This window comes from Acidovorax sp. NB1 (assembly GCF_005405905.1).
In the GTDB taxonomy this organism is placed as follows: domain Bacteria; phylum Pseudomonadota; class Gammaproteobacteria; order Burkholderiales; family Burkholderiaceae_C; genus Acidovorax.
In genome coordinates this window covers 23,107-41,862 of sequence record NZ_BJHU01000057.1, presented here as the reverse complement: position 1 = coordinate 41,862, position 18,756 = coordinate 23,107, and the positions used below count along the sequence as shown (strand labels likewise).

The 18,756-nt window shown below is 66.9% G+C and carries 19 protein-coding genes; 12 read left to right on the top strand and 7 right to left on the bottom strand.

Annotated elements, in window-relative coordinates; all coding sequences use genetic code 11:
- Positions 1-65: 65 nt before the first annotated feature.
- From AvAM_RS22895 to purE, 3 genes are read right to left on the bottom strand one after another with little or no spacing between them, the layout of a single operon-like run.
- On the bottom strand, positions 66-1,082 hold the full coding sequence (locus AvAM_RS22895) for an L-threonylcarbamoyladenylate synthase (RefSeq protein WP_137749215.1): 1,017 nt from the start codon (positions 1,080-1,082) through the stop codon (positions 66-68).
- A gap of 2 nt (positions 1,083-1,084) precedes the next feature.
- Positions 1,085-2,254, bottom strand: a complete 1,170-nt coding sequence (locus AvAM_RS22890; RefSeq protein WP_137749214.1) for a 5-(carboxyamino)imidazole ribonucleotide synthase — start codon at positions 2,252-2,254, stop codon at positions 1,085-1,087.
- Positions 2,251-2,745 carry a 5-(carboxyamino)imidazole ribonucleotide mutase gene (purE, locus tag AvAM_RS22885; RefSeq protein WP_137749213.1) on the bottom strand — a complete coding sequence of 165 codons (495 nt, stop codon included), beginning with the start codon at positions 2,743-2,745 and terminating at the stop codon, positions 2,251-2,253. Before purE ends, AvAM_RS22890 begins: the two co-directional genes overlap by 4 nt.
- A 149-nt stretch (positions 2,746-2,894) precedes the next feature.
- On the opposite strand from purE, the gene trxA reads away from it, so the two are divergent.
- A complete protein-coding gene (trxA, locus tag AvAM_RS22880; RefSeq protein WP_137749212.1) occupies positions 2,895-3,803 on the top strand; it encodes a thioredoxin in 909 nt (302 codons plus the stop codon).
- A 31-nt stretch (positions 3,804-3,834) separates the two neighbouring features.
- Positions 3,835-4,686 carry an META domain-containing protein gene (locus AvAM_RS22875; protein ID WP_137749211.1) on the top strand — a complete coding sequence of 284 codons (852 nt, stop codon included), beginning with the start codon at positions 3,835-3,837 and terminating at the stop codon, positions 4,684-4,686.
- Between the two features lie 96 nt (positions 4,687-4,782).
- On the opposite strand, the gene AvAM_RS22870 is transcribed toward AvAM_RS22875, so the two are convergent.
- Positions 4,783-5,706 carry a phosphoribosylaminoimidazolesuccinocarboxamide synthase gene (locus AvAM_RS22870; RefSeq protein WP_137749210.1) on the bottom strand — a complete coding sequence of 308 codons (924 nt, stop codon included), beginning with the start codon at positions 5,704-5,706 and terminating at the stop codon, positions 4,783-4,785.
- Positions 5,707-5,949: 243 nt separating this feature from the next.
- On the opposite strand from AvAM_RS22870, the gene AvAM_RS22865 reads away from it, so the two are divergent.
- From AvAM_RS22865 to hprK, 4 genes are all read left to right on the top strand, one after another.
- Positions 5,950-7,182, top strand: a complete 1,233-nt coding sequence (locus AvAM_RS22865; RefSeq protein WP_137749209.1) for an MFS transporter — start codon at positions 5,950-5,952, stop codon at positions 7,180-7,182.
- A 244-nt stretch (positions 7,183-7,426) separates the two neighbouring features.
- Positions 7,427-7,762, top strand: coding sequence for a ribosome hibernation-promoting factor, HPF/YfiA family (hpf, locus tag AvAM_RS22860; protein ID WP_137749208.1), 336 nt, complete (start codon positions 7,427-7,429; stop codon positions 7,760-7,762).
- A 291-nt stretch (positions 7,763-8,053) separates the two neighbouring features.
- A complete protein-coding gene (locus AvAM_RS22855) occupies positions 8,054-8,521 on the top strand; it encodes a PTS sugar transporter subunit IIA (protein ID WP_137749207.1) in 468 nt (155 codons plus the stop codon).
- A 34-nt stretch (positions 8,522-8,555) separates the two neighbouring features.
- Positions 8,556-9,512, top strand: coding sequence for an HPr(Ser) kinase/phosphatase (gene hprK, locus AvAM_RS22850; protein WP_063461725.1), 957 nt, complete (start codon positions 8,556-8,558; stop codon positions 9,510-9,512).
- A gap of 176 nt (positions 9,513-9,688) precedes the next feature.
- Here the strand turns inward: hprK and fur are convergent, their stop codons facing one another.
- On the bottom strand, positions 9,689-10,108 hold the full coding sequence (gene fur, locus AvAM_RS22845) for a ferric iron uptake transcriptional regulator (protein ID WP_137749206.1): 420 nt from the start codon (positions 10,106-10,108) through the stop codon (positions 9,689-9,691).
- 88 nt (positions 10,109-10,196) lie between these two features.
- Here fur and AvAM_RS22840 point away from each other — a divergent pair, with 88 nt between their 5' ends.
- The 6 genes from AvAM_RS22840 to lptE all read left to right on the top strand — a co-directional run bounded on the left by AvAM_RS22840 (position 10,197) and on the right by lptE (position 16,222).
- On the top strand, positions 10,197-10,760 hold the full coding sequence (locus tag AvAM_RS22840; RefSeq protein ID WP_137749205.1) for an outer membrane protein assembly factor BamE: 564 nt from the start codon (positions 10,197-10,199) through the stop codon (positions 10,758-10,760).
- Positions 10,761-10,823: 63 nt separating this feature from the next.
- Positions 10,824-11,663 carry a 4-hydroxy-tetrahydrodipicolinate reductase gene (gene dapB, locus AvAM_RS22835; RefSeq protein WP_171012380.1) on the top strand — a complete coding sequence of 280 codons (840 nt, stop codon included), beginning with the start codon at positions 10,824-10,826 and terminating at the stop codon, positions 11,661-11,663.
- 13 nt (positions 11,664-11,676) lie between these two features.
- Positions 11,677-12,444, top strand: coding sequence for a MotA/TolQ/ExbB proton channel family protein (locus AvAM_RS22830; RefSeq protein WP_137749203.1), 768 nt, complete (start codon positions 11,677-11,679; stop codon positions 12,442-12,444).
- Complete coding sequence (locus AvAM_RS22825) at positions 12,441-12,893, top strand: biopolymer transporter ExbD (RefSeq protein ID WP_137749202.1); 453 nt, start codon at positions 12,441-12,443, stop codon at positions 12,891-12,893. The genes AvAM_RS22830 and AvAM_RS22825 overlap by 4 nt, the downstream gene beginning before the upstream one ends.
- 97 nt (positions 12,894-12,990) lie before the next feature.
- Positions 12,991-15,714: a leucine--tRNA ligase gene (leuS, locus tag AvAM_RS22820; protein ID WP_137749201.1), complete on the top strand. Its 2,724-nt coding sequence runs from the start codon at positions 12,991-12,993 to the stop codon at positions 15,712-15,714.
- A 4-nt stretch (positions 15,715-15,718) separates the two neighbouring features.
- Complete coding sequence (gene lptE / locus AvAM_RS22815; protein WP_137749200.1) at positions 15,719-16,222, top strand: LPS assembly lipoprotein LptE; 504 nt, start codon at positions 15,719-15,721, stop codon at positions 16,220-16,222.
- A gap of 50 nt (positions 16,223-16,272) precedes the next feature.
- On the opposite strand, the gene AvAM_RS22810 is transcribed toward lptE, so the two are convergent.
- Positions 16,273-17,790, bottom strand: a complete 1,518-nt coding sequence (locus tag AvAM_RS22810) for an amidohydrolase family protein (protein WP_137749199.1) — start codon at positions 17,788-17,790, stop codon at positions 16,273-16,275.
- A 1-nt stretch (position 17,791) separates the two neighbouring features.
- Complete coding sequence (locus tag AvAM_RS22805) at positions 17,792-18,754, bottom strand: MurR/RpiR family transcriptional regulator (RefSeq protein ID WP_137749198.1); 963 nt, start codon at positions 18,752-18,754, stop codon at positions 17,792-17,794.
- Positions 18,755-18,756: the final 2 nt, after the last annotated feature.

Here is an 18,756-nt window from a genome sequence, read left to right as displayed (position 1 = left end):
TCAACGCATGTAAAGCGGCCCGAACCGGGGGTGGCGACGCAGTCGCTCCGTGCGCGGCAGCTCCGTCACGCGGCGGCTGCGCGCTGCAGGCGGTCGCGCACGCCTTCCCAGTCCGGGCTGGCGGGCGGGGCCTCGATCCAGATCAGCTTCACACCTTCATCGTCAAAGCCGCGCAGCACGGCAAACAGCTGCTGGGCAGTGGCCGCGGCATCGTCGGGCATGCGCCGCAGCACAAGCCGGGACGAGTGCGAGCGCAGCGCAGAGCGGGCATAAATGGCGATGTGGGCCGCCTCAGCGCCCAGCAGGTCCAGGCTGGTCTGCAGGGCCTTGGCATCCATCAGCCGCACCTTGGCGGCGGGGGCATAGTGGGCTTCCAGCGTGCCCGAGGCGCGGGGCGTGAGGGCGGGCAGGTCCTCCTTGGACAGCGGCGTGATGCCGCAGGCCGCAGCGATCTGCGCGCGTGTGATGGCGCCGGGGCGCAGCAGCACGGGCACGCCGCGGGTGCAGTCCACGATGGTGCTTTCAATGCCCACGCCGCAGGGGCCGCCGTCCAGCACCAGCAGGTCGGCGCCCAGCTCGTCCTGCACATGCTGGGCGGTGGTGGGGCTCACGCGGCCAAAGCGGTTGGCGCTGGGGGCGGCCACCCCCCACACGGGCGGGCCGCCCTGGTCGGTGCCGTTGGCCGGGGCGGCACAGGCCTCCAGCAGGGCGTGTGCGACCGGGTGGGCCGGGCAGCGCAGTCCCACACTGTTTTGCCCACCCGTGGCCGCCGTGGCCACGCCGGGCAGGCGGGGCAGGATCAGGGTCAGTGGCCCGGGCCAGAAGGCATCGACCAGCTTCTGTGCAAAGCCGGGCACCTCGCTGGCGAAGTGCGCAATGCCCTGGGCATTGGCCACATGCACGATGAGCGGGTGGTCGCTGGGTCGCCCCTTGGCCGCGAAGATCTGCGCCACCGCCGCATCACTGCTGGCGTCGGCGGCCAGGCCATACACGGTTTCGGTGGGCAGGCCCAGCAGTGCGCCGCTGCGCACCGCGCGGGCTGCGGCGGTGATGGCCGAGGGGTCGTTGCCGTCAAGGATCATGGTCAAAACGCGGCGATGCCCAGCAGGGCGGCTGCCTTCAAGGCGGTGGCGCGTGCGGCCTCGGGCGTGGCGGCGGTCACGTTGAGGTGGCCCATCTTGCGGCCCCGCTTGGCGTCGCGCTTGCCGTACAGGTGCAGGTGGGTGCCGGGCAGGGCCAGCACCTGGTCCCACGGGGGTGTCTGTTCGGTGTCGCCCTGGGAAAACCACAGGTCGCCCAGCAGGTTGAGCATGACGGCGGCGCTGTGCTGGCGCGGCTGCGTCAGCGGCAGGCGGGCCATGGTGCGCACCTGCAGTTCGAACTGCGACACATCGCAGGCGTTCTGGCTGTAGTGGCCGCTGTTGTGCGGGCGCGGGGCGATCTCGTTGACCACCAGGCTGCCGTCCTGCAGCACAAAGAACTCCACACACAACACGCCCGCGTATTGCAGGCCTTCTGCTACAGATTTCGCAGCTGCTACCGCTTGTGCAACAAGCGCAGAAGGCAGATTTTCTTCGTGAACCTCGGTCACGGCGAGGATGCCTTCGCGGTGCAGGTTGCGCTGCACTGGCAGGTGCACCATGGCGCCATCGTGGCCCCGGGCCACGATCACCGAGCATTCGAGCGCCAGCGGCAGCATTTTTTCCAGCACGCAGGGCACGCGGCCGACGGCGTCCCAGGCGGCGGCCAGTTCGGCGGCGGTTTTCACCCGCACCTGGCCTTTGCCGTCGTAGCCCATGCGGGATGTTTTCAGGATGCCCGGCAGGAGGTCAGCAGGCACTGCTGCCAGCTGCCCGGCCGTCTCAATCACCGCGTAGGGCGCGCACGGCACGCCGCAGCCCACAAAGTGCGCTTTCTCGCGGGCGCGGTCTTGCGCCACCGACACGGCGCTGGCGGCGGGCGATACAGGGCGCTCTGCGGCCAGCGTGGCCAGTGCGGCGGCGGGCACGTTCTCGAATTCGGTGGTCACCGCGTCCGACAGGCGGGCCAGCTCGGCCAGGCCCTGTGCGTCTTCGTAACCCGTCTGGATGTGGTGGTGGCTCACCAGCCCGGCGGGGCTGTCGGGGTCGGCGTCGAGCACGGCGGTGAAGTAGCCCATGGCCTGGGCCTGGTGCACAAACATGCGGCCCAGCTGGCCGCCGCCGAGCACGCCCAGCGTCGATCCCGGCAGGAGGGGCTTGGTGCTGGCGCTCATGCGGCGGGCGGCAGGGTCATGTTGCGGGCCACTTCCGTCTGCTCTGCGCGGAAGGCTTCGAGCCGCTGGCGCAGCTCGGGGCTCTCGCTGGCCAGCAGGGCCACGGCAAACAGCGCGGCATTGGCTGCACCTGCCGTGCCGATGGCAAACGTGGCCACGGGGATGCCCTTGGGCATCTGCACGATGCTGTGCAGAGAATCGACGCCCTGCAGGTGGCGGCTGGCCACGGGCACGCCCAGCACGGGCACGGTGGTCTTGGCGGCGATCATGCCGGGCAGGTGGGCGGCACCGCCCGCGCCCGCGATGATGGCCTTCAGGCCCCGGCTGGCGGCGGCCTCGGCGTAGGCGAACATGTCGTCGGGCATGCGGTGGGCCGAGACCACGCGGGCCTCGTGGGCGATGCCGAACTGTTCAAGAATCTGCACTGCATGCTGCATGGTGTCCCAGTCGCTGCTGGAACCCATGACCACGCCGATCTGGATGGGTTTCATGGTGGTTGGGGGTGCGCGGCAGCGGGCCTGGCCCGCCGCACCGCTGTAGGTGGAACCCGTGATTTTACTTTTTGCGCCTCCCTGGCTGGCGTGGGGCTGTTTCGATGGGCCAAAATAGCGCGCAAACCGCTTCACAGGCCCACACCACCATGATTGACGTCACCGTAGAGAACTTTGAAGCCGAGGTGGTTGCCGCCTCGATGAACGTGCCCGTGCTGGTGGACTTCTGGGCGCCCTGGTGCGGACCCTGCAAGTCGCTGGGCCCCGTGCTGGAAAAGCTTGAAACCGAATACGCCGGCCGCTTTAAGCTCGCCAAGATCGACTCCGACCAGGAGCAGCAGCTCGCCGGCATGTTTGGCATCCGCAGCATCCCCACTTGCGTGCTGCTCATGAACGGCCAGCCCGTGGACGGCTTCATGGGCGCTTTGCCAGAAGGCCAGGTGCGCGCCTTCCTCGACAAGCATGTGCCCACCGTTGAGGAAATGGCCGCCGAGGCCGAGGAAGAAGAAGCCCAGGAGGCCCTGGCCGACGGCGACACGGGCACGGCCCTTGAAAAACTGCAGCACGCGGTGGTGACCGACCCGGCCAACGACGATGCGCGCTTCGACTACGTCAAGCTGCTGCTGCAACTGCGCCGCGAGGACGATGCCAAGGTCGCCTTTGCCCCCGTCATCGCCAAGGCGGCCGGCTCGCGCAAGCTGGGCGCGCTCAAGGTCTGGATGGATGCTATTGATTTCGTAGCTGTTGGCGCTTATGGAGCAGGCGCAGAGGCCGATTTTGATACCAAAATTGCTGCCAACAAGCGCGATTTCGACACCCGCTACGCACGCGCCCGCTGGCTGATGGCCCAGCAGCGCTGGACCGACGCCATGGATGAGCTGCTCGAAATCCTCATGCGCGACAAGGCCTGGAACGAGGAGATCGCCCGCAAGACCTACGTGGCCATCCTCGAAGTCATCGAGGCCCCCAAGCCCAAGGTGGCCGAAGGCCAGATTCCGCCCGAGGACCCGGTGGTGGCCACCTACCGGCGGCGCTTGTCGAGTGTGGTGCTGAGCTGAACGCCCGCGCAGAGGTGATCGGGTGAATGGCATGCGGGCGTTCACCGGGCGGCAGTGGCTGTTTCGGCCCATCCCGGCGGGGCGCTGGCAGGGCGTGATGTGGTCCCACATGACTGCTGCAGCGCTGTGCTGCAGTCTCCTGGCAGGGTGTGCTGCCCGTCCACCTGCCCCCGACGCCATCGTGACGGGGGTGGCCCTGGCCCGGGAGCGTGTGGTGCTGCCCCCGGAGGCTGTGTTCGAGGCCACGCTGCTGGATGTCACTCACCCTGAACTGCCCCCGGTGGTGCTGGGTCGCCAGCGCAGCGCCCCTGCCGGGCAGGCGCCTTTTGCGATCTGGATTCCTTACCCTTCTTCGCGGTTTGTGCCCAAGGGCCGCTACGAGGTGCGCGCCACGGTAACCCTGGAGGGCCGCCTGGTACTGGCGACGGACAAGCGCCATCCAGTGCCGCAGGACGCTGCATTTCGCCGCGTGGATGTTCAGTTGCAGCGGTTGCTACCTCAAGCCGCCACGGTGGAAGCCAGTGTGCCCCTGGTGCTGACCTACTGGCGGCTGGTCGAAATAGAGGGCGAGGCTGTGGGTCGCCCATCCGAGGGGGCGGCGACCCCGCATTTGGTGTTGCAAGCGGACGAACCACGGGTCGCAGGCTCGGGCGGGTGCAACCGGTTCCTTGCGGACTACGCTTTGCAAGGCGCCCGGCTGCGTTTCGAGCGCCTGGTCTCCAACATCACGCTGTGTTTGCCCGCCAGCGGGGCGGAAACGCGATTCTTCGAGGCGCTGCTGGCGGTGCAGAGCTTCCGGCAGCAAGGATCGCAGCTGGTGCTGCGGGGCAGCGAAGGGCAGACGCTGCTGCGCTTCGAGTCGGCTGAGATATCCCTGGACTGACCACCATTGGGTGGAGGGATTGGGCGGAAGCTGGAAAAGGAACGGCTCCGAGCCCTTTGTTCCCTTTCTCCCTTTGTGGGGCTTGTCGGTCGCCGCTCAGCGGGCGGTCAGCCGCTCCAGCGCTTCTCGGTACTTCGCTGCCGTCTTTTCGATCACTTCCTGCGGCAGGCGCGGCGCGGGGGCGGTCTTGTCCCAGGGCTTGCCGCTCACCTTGGCCTGTTCCAGCCAGTCGCGCACAAACTGTTTGTCGTAGCTGGGGGGGTTGGCGCCTGCGGCCAGCGCGGCTTCGTAGCCTTCCACGGGCCAGTAGCGCGAGCTGTCGGGGGTGAGCACTTCGTCCATCAGCACCAGCGTGCCATCGGGCGCCAGGCCGAACTCGAACTTCGTGTCGGCAATGATCATGCCTTTGGTCAGCGCGATCTCGGCGGCAGCCTGGTAGATGGCGATGCTCAGGTCGCGGATGCGCGTGGCCAGGTCGAGGCCGATCATCTCCACGGTGCGCTCAAACGTGATGTTCTCGTCGTGCTCGCCCACGGCGGCCTTGGCGGCGGGCGTGTAGATGGGCGCGGGCAGCTTGGCGGCATTGGTGAGGCCTTCGGGCAGCGGCACGCCGCAGACCGCGCGGCTTTCCTGGTACTCCTTCCAGCCGCTGCCGGCCAGGTAGCCACGCACCACGGCTTCCACCGGGATGGGTTTCAGGCGCTGGACCAGCATGGAGCGGCCGCGCACTTGAGCCACTTCCTCGGGCTTGACCACGCTTTCGGGGGCGTCGCCCGTGAGGTGGTTGGGGCAGATGTGGCCGAGCTTGTCGAACCAGAACAGCGCCATCTGCGTGAGCAGCTCGCCTTTGCCGGGGATGGGCTCGCCCATGATCACGTCAAAGGCCGAGAGGCGGTCGCTGGCCACCATCAGGATGCGGTCGTCGCCCACGGCGTAGTTGTCGCGCACCTTGCCGCGTGCCAGCAGGGGCAGCGACGTGAGGGCAGAGGTGTGCAGGGCGTTGGAGCTGGGCTGGGTCATGGTGTCGGTGTGGGCGGTCGATATCCGCAGCGGGCAATCCGAAGAAGAACGGGGGTGAAGCGCTTGCGGGCCGAGCCCGGCGCAACCCGCTGATTTTACGCGCCGGACCCGGGGGCGCCTGCAAGGCCCTGGGGGTGGATGAAAACGGGGCGGGGCGTGTGTGGCCCTGGGGCGGCATGTGGTGCGCGCTTGGGGCACACTATGCGGCCCTGACTCTGACCGGGCCTGCTGTGGCCTTTGCCTGTGTCCACCACTTCTGCCCCTGCGCTCACTCCCCGCCGCGAACTCTGGCTGCTGCTGACCCTGGCGGGCATCCAGTTCACCCACATCCTCGACTTCATGATCATGATGCCGCTCGGGCCGCAGTTCACGCGGCTGTTCGCCATCAGCGACGCGCAGTTCGGCCTGCTGGTGTCGGCCTACACGCTGTCGGCGGGGGCGTCGGGGCTGCTCGCGTCCACCTACATCGACCGGTTTGGCCGTAAGCGCCTGCTGCTGGTGCTGTATGTGCTGTTCGGGTTGGCAACGCTGGCCTGCGGCGTGGCGCCCACCTATGGCACGCTGATGGCGGCGCGCATCCTGGCAGGGGCGTTTGGCGGCGTGTTGTCGGCCCTGTCGCAGACCATCGTGGCGGATGTGGTGCCGTTCGAGCGGCGCGGGCGGGCGATGGGGATTGTCATGACGTCCTTTGCGGTGTCCACGGTGGCGGGCGTGCCTCTGGGGCTGATCCTGGCCGAGCATGGGGGCTGGAACCTGCCCTTCATCGCCATCGCGATCCTGGTCGGGGTGCTGGCCCTCCAGGCGGCCCGCACCCTGCCGCCGCTGACGGCCCATGTGCAGGCGGCGGGTGGCCGCTCGGCGCTCTCGGGCATTGCACAGGTGCTGGCCGACCCGAACCACCGCTGGGCCTTTGTGTATTCCGCCCTGCTGGTGTCCACGGGGTTCACCGTCATCCCCTATATCACGATCTACATGCAGGCCAACGCCGGGGTGCGCCCTGACCAGATCCCGCTGGCCTATCTTTGCGGGGGCATTGCCACCCTGTTCACCGCGCGCTGGTTTGGCCGCTGGACCGACCGCTGGGGCAAGGTGCGGACTTTCCGTGCGCTGGTGCTGGCCTCGGTGCCTTGCCTGCTGGGTATCACGCTGTGTCAGGGGCTGCCGCTCTGGGGGGTGTTGCTGGTGTCCACCTTCATGTTTGCCTTCGTGAGCGGGCGCATGATCCCGGGGATGGCGATCGTCACCTCGGCGGCGCAGCCCGCCTTGCGGGGCACCTTCATGACCCTGAATGCATCGGTGCAGTCTGCCGCGATGGGGGTGGCGTCTTTTGTGGGCGGGGTGCTGATCAGCCGCGATGCGCAGGGCTTGGTGCAGAACTACTGGGTGGCGGCGCTGGTGGGGATTTCAGCAGGGGTGCTGTCGATGCTGGTGGTGGGGCGCCTGCATCTGCATGGGGCCAGCCCGGCGGCGCGCTGAAGGCCCAAGGGCGGTCGCTGGAGGGATGCCTGTGGCGCCTCAGCGAACTCGCTCATTGTGCGCGCTTTTTGGGGGCTTGGCACCTTGGCGGGCATAACCCAGCGGGTCGGGGCGGTATGGGATTGCTTTTCGGGGAGGGCGGGGGCATAGTGAACTCACGTCAACGGATGCATCCAAGTTCGCCGAGCCGCTTCTCTGATCCAGGGCGGCGTTTTTCCCACCGAGAGCTACAGGAGACTTATTTATGAACTTGACGATCAGCGGTCACCACCTCGAAGTTACCCCCGCCTTGCGCAGCTATGTCACCTCCAAGCTGGACCGGATCACCCGCCATTTCGACCAAGTTGTTGATGTCAAGGTACTGCTGACGGTAGAGAAGCAAAAGGAAAAAGAAAAGAGACAGCGAGCGGAATGCAACATCCACGTCAAGGGCAATGACCTGTTCGCCGAAAGCTCCCACGCAGACCTGTATGCAGCCGTGGACGAGCTGGTAGATAAGATGGACCGCCAGGTTGTGCGCCACAAGGACCGCTTGCAAGACCATCACCACGAAGCCGCAAAGCGCGAACTGCACGCTTGACGCGCCAGCCCTGAGCCTGGCACCGCAGCCGCCCCATCCGGGCGGTTTTTTGTTGCTTCAGCCCCTGTTACCCCATTGTTTCCCCATGCAAAAGCCAGCCAGAACGAGGAGCGCCGGGCGCACCAAGTGGTTTGCCGCGCCGCTGCGTTGGCCACAGGCCGCAGCACGCTGCGTTCGTGGACTTTCGCGCATCCATCCGTGTTGCGGGGACTGCGCATGGGTGAATAATGGGATGGCAGGCCCTGGTGCTCAGGGTTTTCGCCAATATGTGCATAATTGTTACCCTTGACCATGAACCGACTCGCCTCCATCCTGCCTTCCGCTCAAGTGCTCGTGAGCGTGGACGCCACCAGCAAGAAGCGTGCTTTTGAAGAAGCGGGTCTGCTGTTCGAAAGCCAGCACGGCCTCTCGCGGGCGCTGATCACCGACAGCCTGTTCGCACGCGAGCGCCTGGGTTCCACGGGGCTCGGTCATGGCGTCGCCATCCCCCACGGGCGCATCAAGGGACTCAAGGCGCCGATGGCGGCAGTTTTTCAGCTGCTCAATCCGATTGGTTTTGATGCGCCGGACGAGTTGCCGGTGGGGCTGCTGATTTTTCTGCTGGTGCCCGAAGCGGCCACGCAAAAGCACCTCGAAATCCTGTCTGAAATTGCCGAGCTGCTGAGTGACTCGGCTCTGCGCGAAAAGCTCAAGGCCTGCACCGATGCCGCCGAGCTGCACGGCATGATTGCAGGTTGGCAGTCCACGCAGGCGGCCTGAGCCCACCCCCGTTTTCCTTTTGCACTGACCTTCCGTGAAGCCCAATGTTGTCAGTGCCGACGTGCTTTTCGAGGAGTTTCGCGGCCTCCTGAAATGGGAATGGGTCGCCGGCCTGGGGGCGTCGGAGCGGCGGTTTGACGAAGTGGCCGTGCGTTCTGCGCGGTCCGGGGCCGATCTGGTCGGCTATCTCAACTACATCCATCCCTACCGCGTCCAGATTCTGGGTGAGCGCGAAATCGCGTACCTGAGCAACGCCTCGCCCGACGACTGCAAGCGCCGGATTGCGCGCATCGTGACGCTCGAGCCGCCCGTGCTGGTGCTGGCCGATAACCAGACCGCCCCCGATGCACTGGTGTCCATGTGCGAACGTGCGCAGATCCCGATGTTCTCCACGCACGAGTCGTCGGCGTTTGTCATCGACGTGCTGCGCGCCTACCTGTCCAAGCACTTTGCCGACCGCACCACGATGCACGGCGTGTTCATGGACATCCTGGGCCTGGGGGTGTTGATCACTGGCGAGTCGGGCCTGGGCAAAAGCGAGCTGGGCCTGGAGCTGATTTCGCGCGGCAATGGCCTGGTGGCTGACGACGCGGTGGATTTTTTCCGTATCAACCAGACCACCATTGAGGGCAAGTGCCCCGAGCTGCTACAGAACCTGCTGGAAGTGCGCGGCATTGGCCTGCTCGATATCCGCGCCATCTTTGGCGAGACGGCCGTGCGCCGCAAAATGCGACTCAAGCTCATCGTGCACCTGGTGCGCAAGGAGACGCTGGAGCGCGACTACGAACGCCTGCCTTATGAGCCGCTCACCCAGGACGTGCTCGGCGTGCCCGTGCTCAAGGTCGTGATCCAGGTGGTGGCCGGTCGCAACATTGCCGTGCTGGTCGAGGCTGCCGTGCGCAACACCATCCTGCAGCTGCGCGGCATCGACACCTACCAAGAGTTTGTGGAGCGCCACCGCCGCGCCATGGAGCGCGACACGGGGGGCTAGTCTGCGCTCTGTATTTGATAGCTGCTTACGCTTGATGGGCGCGCGCAAAGGCCGATTTTGATGCTAAAACGCGGGTGCGCACTGGCGCTCCCCAGGCCAGTGTCCCCGCGCAAGGGCCGCCCCGCCGCGCTGGGGGCGTCCCCCTTCAGGGGGATGGCGCGAAGCGACTCAGGGGGTTACCCTTTTTTTGCGCAATCGGCGCACTGGCCGTACAACGCCATCGTGTGGTCCTGCACCAGCCAGCCCTTGGCCTTGGCCACGGCATGCTGGCGTTTTTCGATCTCGGCGTCGTAGAACTCCTCCACCTTGCCGCAGGACGTGCAGATGAAGTGATCGTGGTGCTGGCCCTCGTTGAGTTCGTACACCGCCTTGCCGCTCTCGAAGTTGCTGCGGATCAGGATGCCCGCCTGCTCGAACTGCGTGAGCACCCGGTACACGGTGGCCAGGCCAATGTCCGAGCGCTCCTCCAGCAGCACGCGGAACACGTCTTCGGCCGTCATGTGGCGCTGCGTGCCTTTCTGGAAGATCTCCATGATCTTCAGGCGGGGCAGCGTGGCCTTGAGTCCCGTGCTTTTGAGTTCGTCGATGTTGGTCATGGCATGTTCCTTCGGGTGCTGGCCCCCACCTCAAGGCCTGGGGGGCAGCCGCTACAATGCGGCGATCATATCCTCAGCCCTTTTACCCATGCCCGTCAAAGCCCGTTGCAGCGCCCGCCTGGGCCTGGTCCTGTTGATCGGCGCCAGCATGGCTGCCCTGGCCGGTTGTGGCAGCCTGGATGGCGCCAGCAGCCGCATCGCCGGCATCGTGAAACCCTATAAGGTGGACGTGGTGCAGGGCAACTTTGTGTCGCGCGAGCAGGTGCAAGCCCTGCAACCCGGCATGAGTCGCCAGCAGGTGCGCGAAATCCTCGGCACGCCCCTGGTCACCAGCCTGTTCCATTCGGACCGCTGGGAGTACGTGTTCACGCTCAAGCGCCCCGGTGAAGACATCCAGACCCGCAAGCTGACCGTGTTCTTCAAGGGCGATGTCCTGGAGCGCTCCGAAGGCGACGAAATGCCCTCGGAGACGGAATTTGTCGCCACGCTGGGCGGGCGCGATGGTGCCAAGGGCAAGGTGCCCACGCTGGAAGCCACGCCGGAGCAGCTGGCCAAGTACCCGCCTTCCGCAAAACCCGCCCAGGCCCCTGCGGCAGCGACCACTGCGCCAGCCCCCACCAGTTACCCGCCGCTCGACGCGCCTGCGCGCTGACGCCAGCGGCCCCGCAGCACAGGGGGTTGTCTCTGTGCAGCCACCCAACCGAACAGGATTTTCATGACAGGGACCTCAACCCCCGCCGCCGCCGTGACCACCCCTTGCCGCGTGGCTGTGGCCGGCGCGTCGGGCCGCATGGGCCGTATGCTGATCGAGGCCATCCGTGCCAGCGACGACTGCGTGCTGGCCGGTGCGCTGGACGTGGCCTCCAGCCCCGCCGTGGGCTCGGACGCCACCGCCTTTCTGGGCCATGCAAGCGGCGTGGCCATCACGGCCGACATTGCAACGGGCCTCAAGAATGCCGACGTGCTGATCGACTTCACCCGCCCCGAAGGCACGCTGGCCCATCTGGCCGTGTGCAGCCAGCTGGGTGTGAAGGCCGTCATCGGCACCACCGGCTTCACCGATGCACAAAAGGCCGAACTCGACGCCTATGCACAACGCACCGCCGTCATGTTCTCGCCCAATATGAGCGTGGGCGTGAACGTCACGCTCAAGCTGCTGCAGATGGCTGCCAAGGCCATGGCCACGGGGTACGACATCGAGATCATTGAAGCCCACCACCGCCACAAGGTGGACGCGCCCTCGGGCACCGCGCTCAAGATGGGGGAGGTGATTGCCGACGCCCTGGGCCGCGATCTCAAGGACTGCGCCGTGTACGCCCGCGAAGGCGTGACGGGCGAGCGCGACCCCTCCACCATCGGCTTTGCTGCTATCCGGGGTGGCGACATCGTGGGCGATCACACCGTGCTGTTTGCCGGCATTGGCGAGCGCATCGAGGTCACCCATAAGTCTTCCAGCCGCGCCACGTATGCGCAGGGCGCCTTGCGCGCCGTGCGCTTCCTGGCCGCGCACAAGACGGGCATGTTCGACATGTTCGACGTGCTGGGTTTGAACTGACCCGCCGACTCCCATGGACGCTCTTCACTGGTGGCGCCAGGGCGATGCCGTGACGCAGGGAGCGGCCTTGGTGCTGCTGGCCATGTCGGTGGCGAGCTGGGTGGTCATCGTGTGGAAGCTGCGGCTCATGCGCCAGGCCGTGACCGACGTGGCGCGCTGCACGGCGGCGTTCTGGCAGGCGCCTTCCATGGACCTTGCTGCGCAGCGTTTGCAGTCTTTTGACCGCTCTGCGCTTGTCCTGCCTCTGGTGATTGCTGCAAATTCGATAGCAAGCCCGGCTGTTCAAGATATTCCGGCCTCGCTGGCCACGGCGGGCAGCCTGTCGCAGCGGCTCACGCGGGTGCTGCGCGATGCCCTGCACGATGTGCTGGGGCGCCTGCAGTTTGGCCAGGTGCTGCTGGCCACGGTGGGCTCCACGGCGCCGTTCGTGGGGCTGCTGGGCACCGTGTGGGGCATCTACCATGCGCTCACCGCCATGGCGGGGGCGGGGCAGATCACCATCGACCGGGTCTCTGGCCCCGTGGGCGAAGCCCTGGTCATGACCGCTGCCGGGCTGGCCGTCGCCATCCCTGCGGTGCTGGCCTACAACGTGTTTGGCCGCCTGATTGGCCGCATCGAGGCCGACCTGGAAGGTTTTGCGCGCGACCTGCGCGAGCTGCTCATCGACACGGCGCCCGTCCAGAGTTTGGCGGGCTCCACAGAAGGTCTGGGCAACGCGAGCCGACCCGCCGCCGGGCCGTCCCAAGATGGGCCAGCCCCCTTGGGGAGCGTGGGGGCATGAGTTTCGGGCGACTCGAACGCACCACCGGGCCGCAGCCCATGAGTGACATCAACATGACGCCGCTGGTGGACGTGATGCTGGTGCTGGTGGTCATCTTCATCCTCACGGCGCCGCTGCTGGCCAGCTCGATCCGGCTGGACCTGCCGCGCACCGAAGGTGCCACGCCCGGCACGGCCCCGCAATTCGTCACGCTGGTGGTCGATGCCTCGGGCCAGGCGTTTCTGGATGACCAACCCCTGTCGCAGGCTGCGCTGGCCGAGCGCCTGCGCCGCATTGGCGCTGAGCGCCCGGACACCGAGGTGCAACTGCGCGCAGACGCTGCCGTGCCCTATGGCCGTGTGGTCGAAGTCATGGGCGCGGCCCACCTGGCCGGGCTGCAGCGCATCGGATTTGTGGCCGAACCAGCGGCAAGTCCTGCCCCACCCGCGTCTCCTGCCCCATCGCGCTGACGCGCCCGGACCGGTGGCCCGCCGGGGCAGGGCCCTGACCGCCTAAAATCCCTGCAGCGCGGCCAGCGGCTGCACTCTTCTCTCACCCCGAGCCCCCATGCAAGACAAATACTCTCCCCAAGACGTCGAGCGCGCCGCGCACGACCACTGGACCGCCACCGACGCCTACCGCGTGACGGAAGACACCAGCAAGAAGAAGTTCTACGCCTGCTCGATGCTGCCCTACCCCAGCGGCAAGCTGCACATGGGCCACGTGCGCAACTACACCATCAACGACATGCTCACGCGCTACCTGCGCATGAACGGCCACAACGTCTTGATGCCCATGGGTTGGGACGCCTTCGGCCTGCCCGCCGAGAACGCAGCGCTGAAAAACGGCGTGCCACCCGCGAAGTGGACGTACGAAAACATCGCCTACATGAAAAAGCAGATGCAGGCCATGGGCCTGGCCATCGACTGGAGCCGCGAAGTCGCCACCTGCGACCCAGAGTACTACCAATGGAACCAGTGGCTGTTCCTGAAAATGCTGGAAAAGGGCATCGCCTACCGCAAGACCCAGGTCGTGAACTGGGACCCGGTGGACCAGACCGTGCTGGCCAACGAGCAGGTCATTGACGGCAAGGGCTGGCGCACCGGCGCCACGGTCGAGAAGCGTGAGATCCCCGGCTACTACCTCAAGATCACCGACTACGCCGAAGAACTGCTGGGCTTTGTGACCGGCGACAAGCTGCCCGGCTGGCCCGAGCGCGTGAAGCTGATGCAGGAGAACTGGATCGGCAAGAGCGAAGGCGTGCGTTTTGCGTTCACGCACGACATCGCGGGCGACGGCGGCGCGCTGATTGGCGACGGCAAGATGTACGTGTTCACCACGCGTGCCGACACCATCATGGGCGTGACCTTCTGCGCCGTGGCGCCCGAGCACCCCCTGGCGGCCCATGCCGCCAAGACCAACCCCGCGCTCAAGGCCTTCATCGAAGAATGCAAGAGCGGCGGCACCACCGAGGCCGAGCTGGCCACGCAAGAGAAGAAGGGCGTGCCCACGGGCCTGTTCGTCACACACCCCCTCACCGAAGAAAAGGTCGAGGTCTGGGTCGGCAACTACGTGCTGATGGGCTATGGCGACGGCGCCGTGATGGGTGTGCCCGCCCACGACGAGCGCGACTTTGCTTTCGCCCTCAAGTACGGCATCGAGATCAAGCAAGTCGTGCTGGTCGATGGCGAGCACTTTGACTACCACCAGTGGAATGACTGGTACGGCGACAAGCAGCGCGGCGTGACCATCAACTCCGACAGCTTCAGCGGCCTGAACTACAAGGACGCGGTGAACGCCGTGGCCCATGCGCTGGAGCAAAAGGGCCTGGGCGAGAAGAAGACTACCTGGCGCCTGCGCGACTGGGGCGTGAGCCGCCAGCGCTACTGGGGCACGCCGATCCCGATCATCCACTGCGACGAGCACGGCGCCGTGCCCGTGCCCGAAAAAGACCTGCCCGTGGTGCTGCCGCAAGACTGCATTCCCGACGGCTCGGGCAATCCGCTGCACAAACACGAAGGCTTCCATGCCGGCGTGACCTGCCCCGTGTGCGGCAAGCCCGCCCGCCGCGAGACGGACACCATGGACACGTTTGTGGACAGCTCGTGGTACTTCATGCGGTATTGCGACCCCAAGAATGCCGACGCGATGGTGGCGGACGGTACCGCCTACTGGATGCGGGACCAGCAACATGCCACCGGCGGCAGCGGCATGGACCAGTACATCGGCGGCATCGAACACGCCATCCTGCACTTGCTGTACGCCCGCTTCTGGACCAAGGTCATGCGCGACCTGGGGCTGGTCAAGGTGGATGAGCCCTTTACCAAGCTGCTCACGCAGGGCATGGTGCTCAACCACATCTACAGCCGCCGCACCGCCAAGGGCGGCAAGGACTACTTCTGGCCGCACGACGTGGAGCATGTGCTGGATGAGGGCGGCAAGATCATCGGCGCCAAGCTCAAGAACGAAGCCACCAGCGGCGACGGCATGCTGCCCGTGGGCACGCCCATCGACTACGAGGGCGTGGGCACCATGTCCAAGTCCAAGAACAACGGCGTGGACCCGCAGGACCTGATCGAGAAGTACGGCGCCGACACCGCCCGCCTGTACACCATGTTCACCGCCCCGCCCGAAGCCACGCTGGAGTGGAACGACGCGGCGGTGGAAGGCAGCTACCGCTTCCTGCGCCGCGTGTGGAACTTCGGTCTCAAGCTCGCCGCCATTGACCGCGATGCCGCCCTGGCCAGCGTGGCCGGCGCCAAGAGCCTGCAGGACGTGCAGTTTGGCAAAGAGGCCAAGGCCCTGCGTCTGGAGATCCACAACGTGCTCAAGCAGGTGGACTACGACTACCAGCGCATGCAGTACAACACCGTGGTCTCCGGCGCGATGAAGATGATCAACGCGCTTGAGGACTTCAAGGCCACCGACTCGGCCGGTGCCCAGGTGGCGCTGATCGAAGGCTTTGGCATCCTGCTGCGCTGCCTGTACCCCGCTACGCCCCACATCGCGCACAGCCTGTGGCAAGGCCTGGGCTACGCCGGTACGCTGGGCGACCTGCTCGACGCCCCCTGGCCACAGGTCGATGCCGGCGCCCTGGTGCAGGACGAGATCGAACTCATGCTGCAGGTCAACGGCAAGCTGCGCGGCTCCATCCACGTGCCTGCGCAGGCCGACAAGGCCGAGATCGAGCGCATTGCGCTGGCCAGCGAGGCCTTCACGGCGCAGGCTGCCGGTGCGGCGCCCAAGCGCGTGATCGTGGTGCCCGGTCGTCTGGTGAACGTGGTGGTCTGACCCCATGAACAAACGCACCCTGCTCAGCCTGGCCCCGGTGGCCCTGTTGTCTGCCTGCGGATTCCGGCTGCGCGGCGTGCCGGAGTTCGGGTTTGGCTCGCTCTACATTGCAGCCCCCGCCAGTTCACCCCTGGCGCGGGAGCTGCAGCGCACGCTGGAGGGATCGGGCGGCCAGCTGCAGCTGCTGCGCGACCCGGCGGCCATGCCCACGGCCGAGGCCATTCTGGACCTGCTGCAGGAGCAGCAGGAGCGTGCGGTGGTGGGGCTCAATGCCTCGGGCCAGGTGCGCGAACTGCAGCTGCGCCTGCGCATCAAGTTCCGCCTGCGCACCCCGGCAGGCGCAGAGCTGATCCCCGAGACCGAGCTGCTGCAGCAGCGCGACATCAGCTACAACGAAACCATCGCCCTGGCCAAGGAGGCCGAAGAGGCGCTGCTCTACCGCAACATGCGGACCGACCTGGTGCAGCAGCTCATGCGGCGCCTGTCGCTCACCCGTCCCGCCAAATAATTGAAGTAAAAGTAGCCCTCTGCGCGCGACAGGTATGCCCTTTAAGCTATTTATTTGATAGCAATTGCGGCTGAATCGCGCTGTGGAGCCGCCGCCTGCGACCCGCCGTGCCGCCGCACAAAGCGACCCGCCCGCGCCCCGGTGGCGCGCTGCGTGGCGGTGTAGCTCAGCACACCATTCACCCACACCTGCTCGATGCCCTCGCTGAACTGCTGGGGCTGCTCGAACGTGGCCAGGTCGCGTACCCGCTCTGGGTCAAACACCACCACATCGGCCATGTGGCCCGCCTGCAGCAGGCCACGCCCGCCCAGGCGAAAACGCTGGGCCGACAAACCCGTCATCTTGTGCACCGCTTCTTCCAGCTGCAGCAGGCCCTTGTCGCGCCAGTAGCAGGCCAGCACGCGCGGAAACGCGCCCCACAGGCGTGGGTGCGGGCGCTCGTCGTGTGGCAGCCCGTCCGATCCGATCATGGACAGCGGGTGCGCAATCACGCGCTCCACATCGTCCTCGCGCATCTGGAAGTAGCAGGCCCCGCCGGGCTTGAGGCGCACGGCGGCCTCTTGCTGGGGCACGCCCCACTCGCGCGCAATGTCGGCCAGGTAGCGCCCGGCCATCTCAGGGTGCGGCTGGCTGCCGGTGATGAGGATGTCGATGATGCCGTCCACCAGGTCCTCGCGCAGCACCGTGGAGCCTGCGGTGTAAGGGTAGACGTCCATCGCAATCTCTTGCTGCTGGGCCAGCCGGTCGATCAGCGGCAGCGTCTCGCGCGTGCGGCCCCAGTTGGCGGGGCCCGCGCATTTGTGGTGCGAGATCACCAGCGGCAGGCCCGACTGGCGCGCGGTGAGCGCCGCCTCCTGCAGCGCTGGCAGGATGCCCGCCAGCTCGTCGCGGATGTGGGTGGCATACACGCCGCCGTGGCGCGCTGCCACCGAGGCCACGGCCACCAGCTCTTCGACATCGGCCGCATAGGCCTCACTGTAGAAGATGCCCGATGACAGGCCCAGCGCCCCGGCGGCCATCGCTTCTTCCATGTCAGCGGCCATGGCGGCGCGCTCGTCGGCGGTGGCCGTCTGGCGCAGGTCGGCCAGGTGGCGCATGCGCAGGGCCGTGTGGCCCATCAGCGCGGCCACGTTCACGGCGGGCTGGGCGGCGTCCACGGCGCGCGCGTAGTCGGTCATGCTGGCGTGGCGAAACTGCAGGCGCCCCAGCAGCGAGAGGGGGGCGAGCGGGCTGTCGGTCACCACCGGCGCCAGCGAGATCCCGCAGTTGCCCACGATCACGGTGGTGATGCCCTGCGAGAGCTTGGGCAGCATGGCGGGTGCGTCCAGCACGGCGGCGTCGTCGTGTGTGTGCACGTCGATGAAGCCGGGGGCGATCACCCGGCCGGTGCAGTCCACCTCAGTGAAGTTTGCGCTGGCCCGCGCACGGGCCAGGGCGGTGGGGTCGATCTGGCCGTGCGGGGCCAGGGCGGTGATGTGGTCGCCTTCGATCAGCAGATCACCCACCCAGCCGGGGCGGGGGGTGCCATCCACGATGCGGCCATTGCTCAGCAGCGTTGCGTGCGCCATGTCATTCCTCTGCGGCCCGGCCGCGCGATGGTTCCGGGGCTTGGCTGGCGGCGCTGGAAGGGTTCTGGCCCGCGTGGCTGTCAAAGGCACCGACGTACTCGGCGCTGTCAAAACCGTGTTTGTGCAGCAGTTGCTTGAATTGCTGCAGCCCGCGGGTGGCCACGGGGCCCAGTCTTTGCGCCAGGCGCACGGTCAGGATCTCGATGACCACCAGGTGGGCCAGATAGGCCTCGGTGCCTACGCGCATCACAGCGTCTTGCGGCACCGACACGGCCAGCACCAGGTCGGCCACTTCGGCCAGCGGTGTGCCGGGCTGGGTCAGTGCCACCACGGTGGCGCCTTGCGAGCGGGCAAACCGTGCCGCCTCCAGCGCATAGGGCATGCGCCCCACGTGCGAGATGACGAAGGCCACGCCATCGGGCCCCAGCGTACTGGCCGACACGAGTTGCTGGTGCGCATCAAAAATCGCGTTGGCCGTGCAACCCAGGCGGAACAGGCGGCTTTGCAGTTCGCTCGCCATGAAGGTCGATGCCGCACCGACCGAGTAGCAGTCGATGCGCCGCGCCTGCGCCAGCCGCTCGGCCACCTGGTCAAGCACCTCGGCATCGAGGTTGCGCCCCAGCTCGGTCAGCGACGAGACGGCGGCGTGCACGATCTTGCTGGCCACGTCTTGCGCCGTGTCATCGGCCAGCACGCTGCGGTGCAGGTGCGAGCCCGAGACGGCCAAGTCCTGCGCCAGGGCGACCATGAATTCGCGCACCGAGTCGTGGCCAAAGCTGCGGCAGGTGCGCACGATGGTGGGCATGGAGACTCCCGCTTGCTGCGCCAGTTGCTCCACGGTGGCGACTACCGCGGCGCGCGGGTCGTCCAGCACCACGCGCACCACGTTGCGCTGCGCCTCGGGCAGTTCGGGCTGGCGCTCGCGCAGTTGTTGCAGCAGGCTGGTAGGGGTAGCTTTGGACATGG

Coding starts and splice junctions, on each gene's coding strand:
- AvAM_RS22895 (WP_137749215.1), bottom strand. CDS start 1,082: ATGATCCTTGACGGCAACGACCCCTCGGCCATCACCGCCGCAGCCCGC.
- AvAM_RS22890 (WP_137749214.1), bottom strand. CDS start 2,254: ATGAGCGCCAGCACCAAGCCCCTCCTGCCGGGATCGACGCTGGGCGTG.
- purE (WP_137749213.1), bottom strand. CDS start 2,745: ATGAAACCCATCCAGATCGGCGTGGTCATGGGTTCCAGCAGCGACTGG.
- trxA (WP_137749212.1), top strand. CDS start 2,895: ATGATTGACGTCACCGTAGAGAACTTTGAAGCCGAGGTGGTTGCCGCC.
- AvAM_RS22875 (WP_137749211.1), top strand. CDS start 3,835: ATGCGGGCGTTCACCGGGCGGCAGTGGCTGTTTCGGCCCATCCCGGCG.
- AvAM_RS22870 (WP_137749210.1), bottom strand. CDS start 5,706: ATGACCCAGCCCAGCTCCAACGCCCTGCACACCTCTGCCCTCACGTCG.
- hpf (WP_137749208.1), top strand. CDS start 7,427: ATGAACTTGACGATCAGCGGTCACCACCTCGAAGTTACCCCCGCCTTG.
- AvAM_RS22855 (WP_137749207.1), top strand. CDS start 8,054: ATGAACCGACTCGCCTCCATCCTGCCTTCCGCTCAAGTGCTCGTGAGC.
- fur (WP_137749206.1), bottom strand. CDS start 10,108: ATGACCAACATCGACGAACTCAAAAGCACGGGACTCAAGGCCACGCTG.
- AvAM_RS22840 (WP_137749205.1), top strand. CDS start 10,197: ATGCCCGTCAAAGCCCGTTGCAGCGCCCGCCTGGGCCTGGTCCTGTTG.
- dapB (WP_171012380.1), top strand. CDS start 10,824: ATGACAGGGACCTCAACCCCCGCCGCCGCCGTGACCACCCCTTGCCGC.
- AvAM_RS22830 (WP_137749203.1), top strand. CDS start 11,677: ATGGACGCTCTTCACTGGTGGCGCCAGGGCGATGCCGTGACGCAGGGA.
- AvAM_RS22825 (WP_137749202.1), top strand. CDS start 12,441: ATGAGTTTCGGGCGACTCGAACGCACCACCGGGCCGCAGCCCATGAGT.
- leuS (WP_137749201.1), top strand. CDS start 12,991: ATGCAAGACAAATACTCTCCCCAAGACGTCGAGCGCGCCGCGCACGAC.
- lptE (WP_137749200.1), top strand. CDS start 15,719: ATGAACAAACGCACCCTGCTCAGCCTGGCCCCGGTGGCCCTGTTGTCT.
- AvAM_RS22810 (WP_137749199.1), bottom strand. CDS start 17,790: ATGGCGCACGCAACGCTGCTGAGCAATGGCCGCATCGTGGATGGCACC.
- AvAM_RS22805 (WP_137749198.1), bottom strand. CDS start 18,754: ATGTCCAAAGCTACCCCTACCAGCCTGCTGCAACAACTGCGCGAGCGC.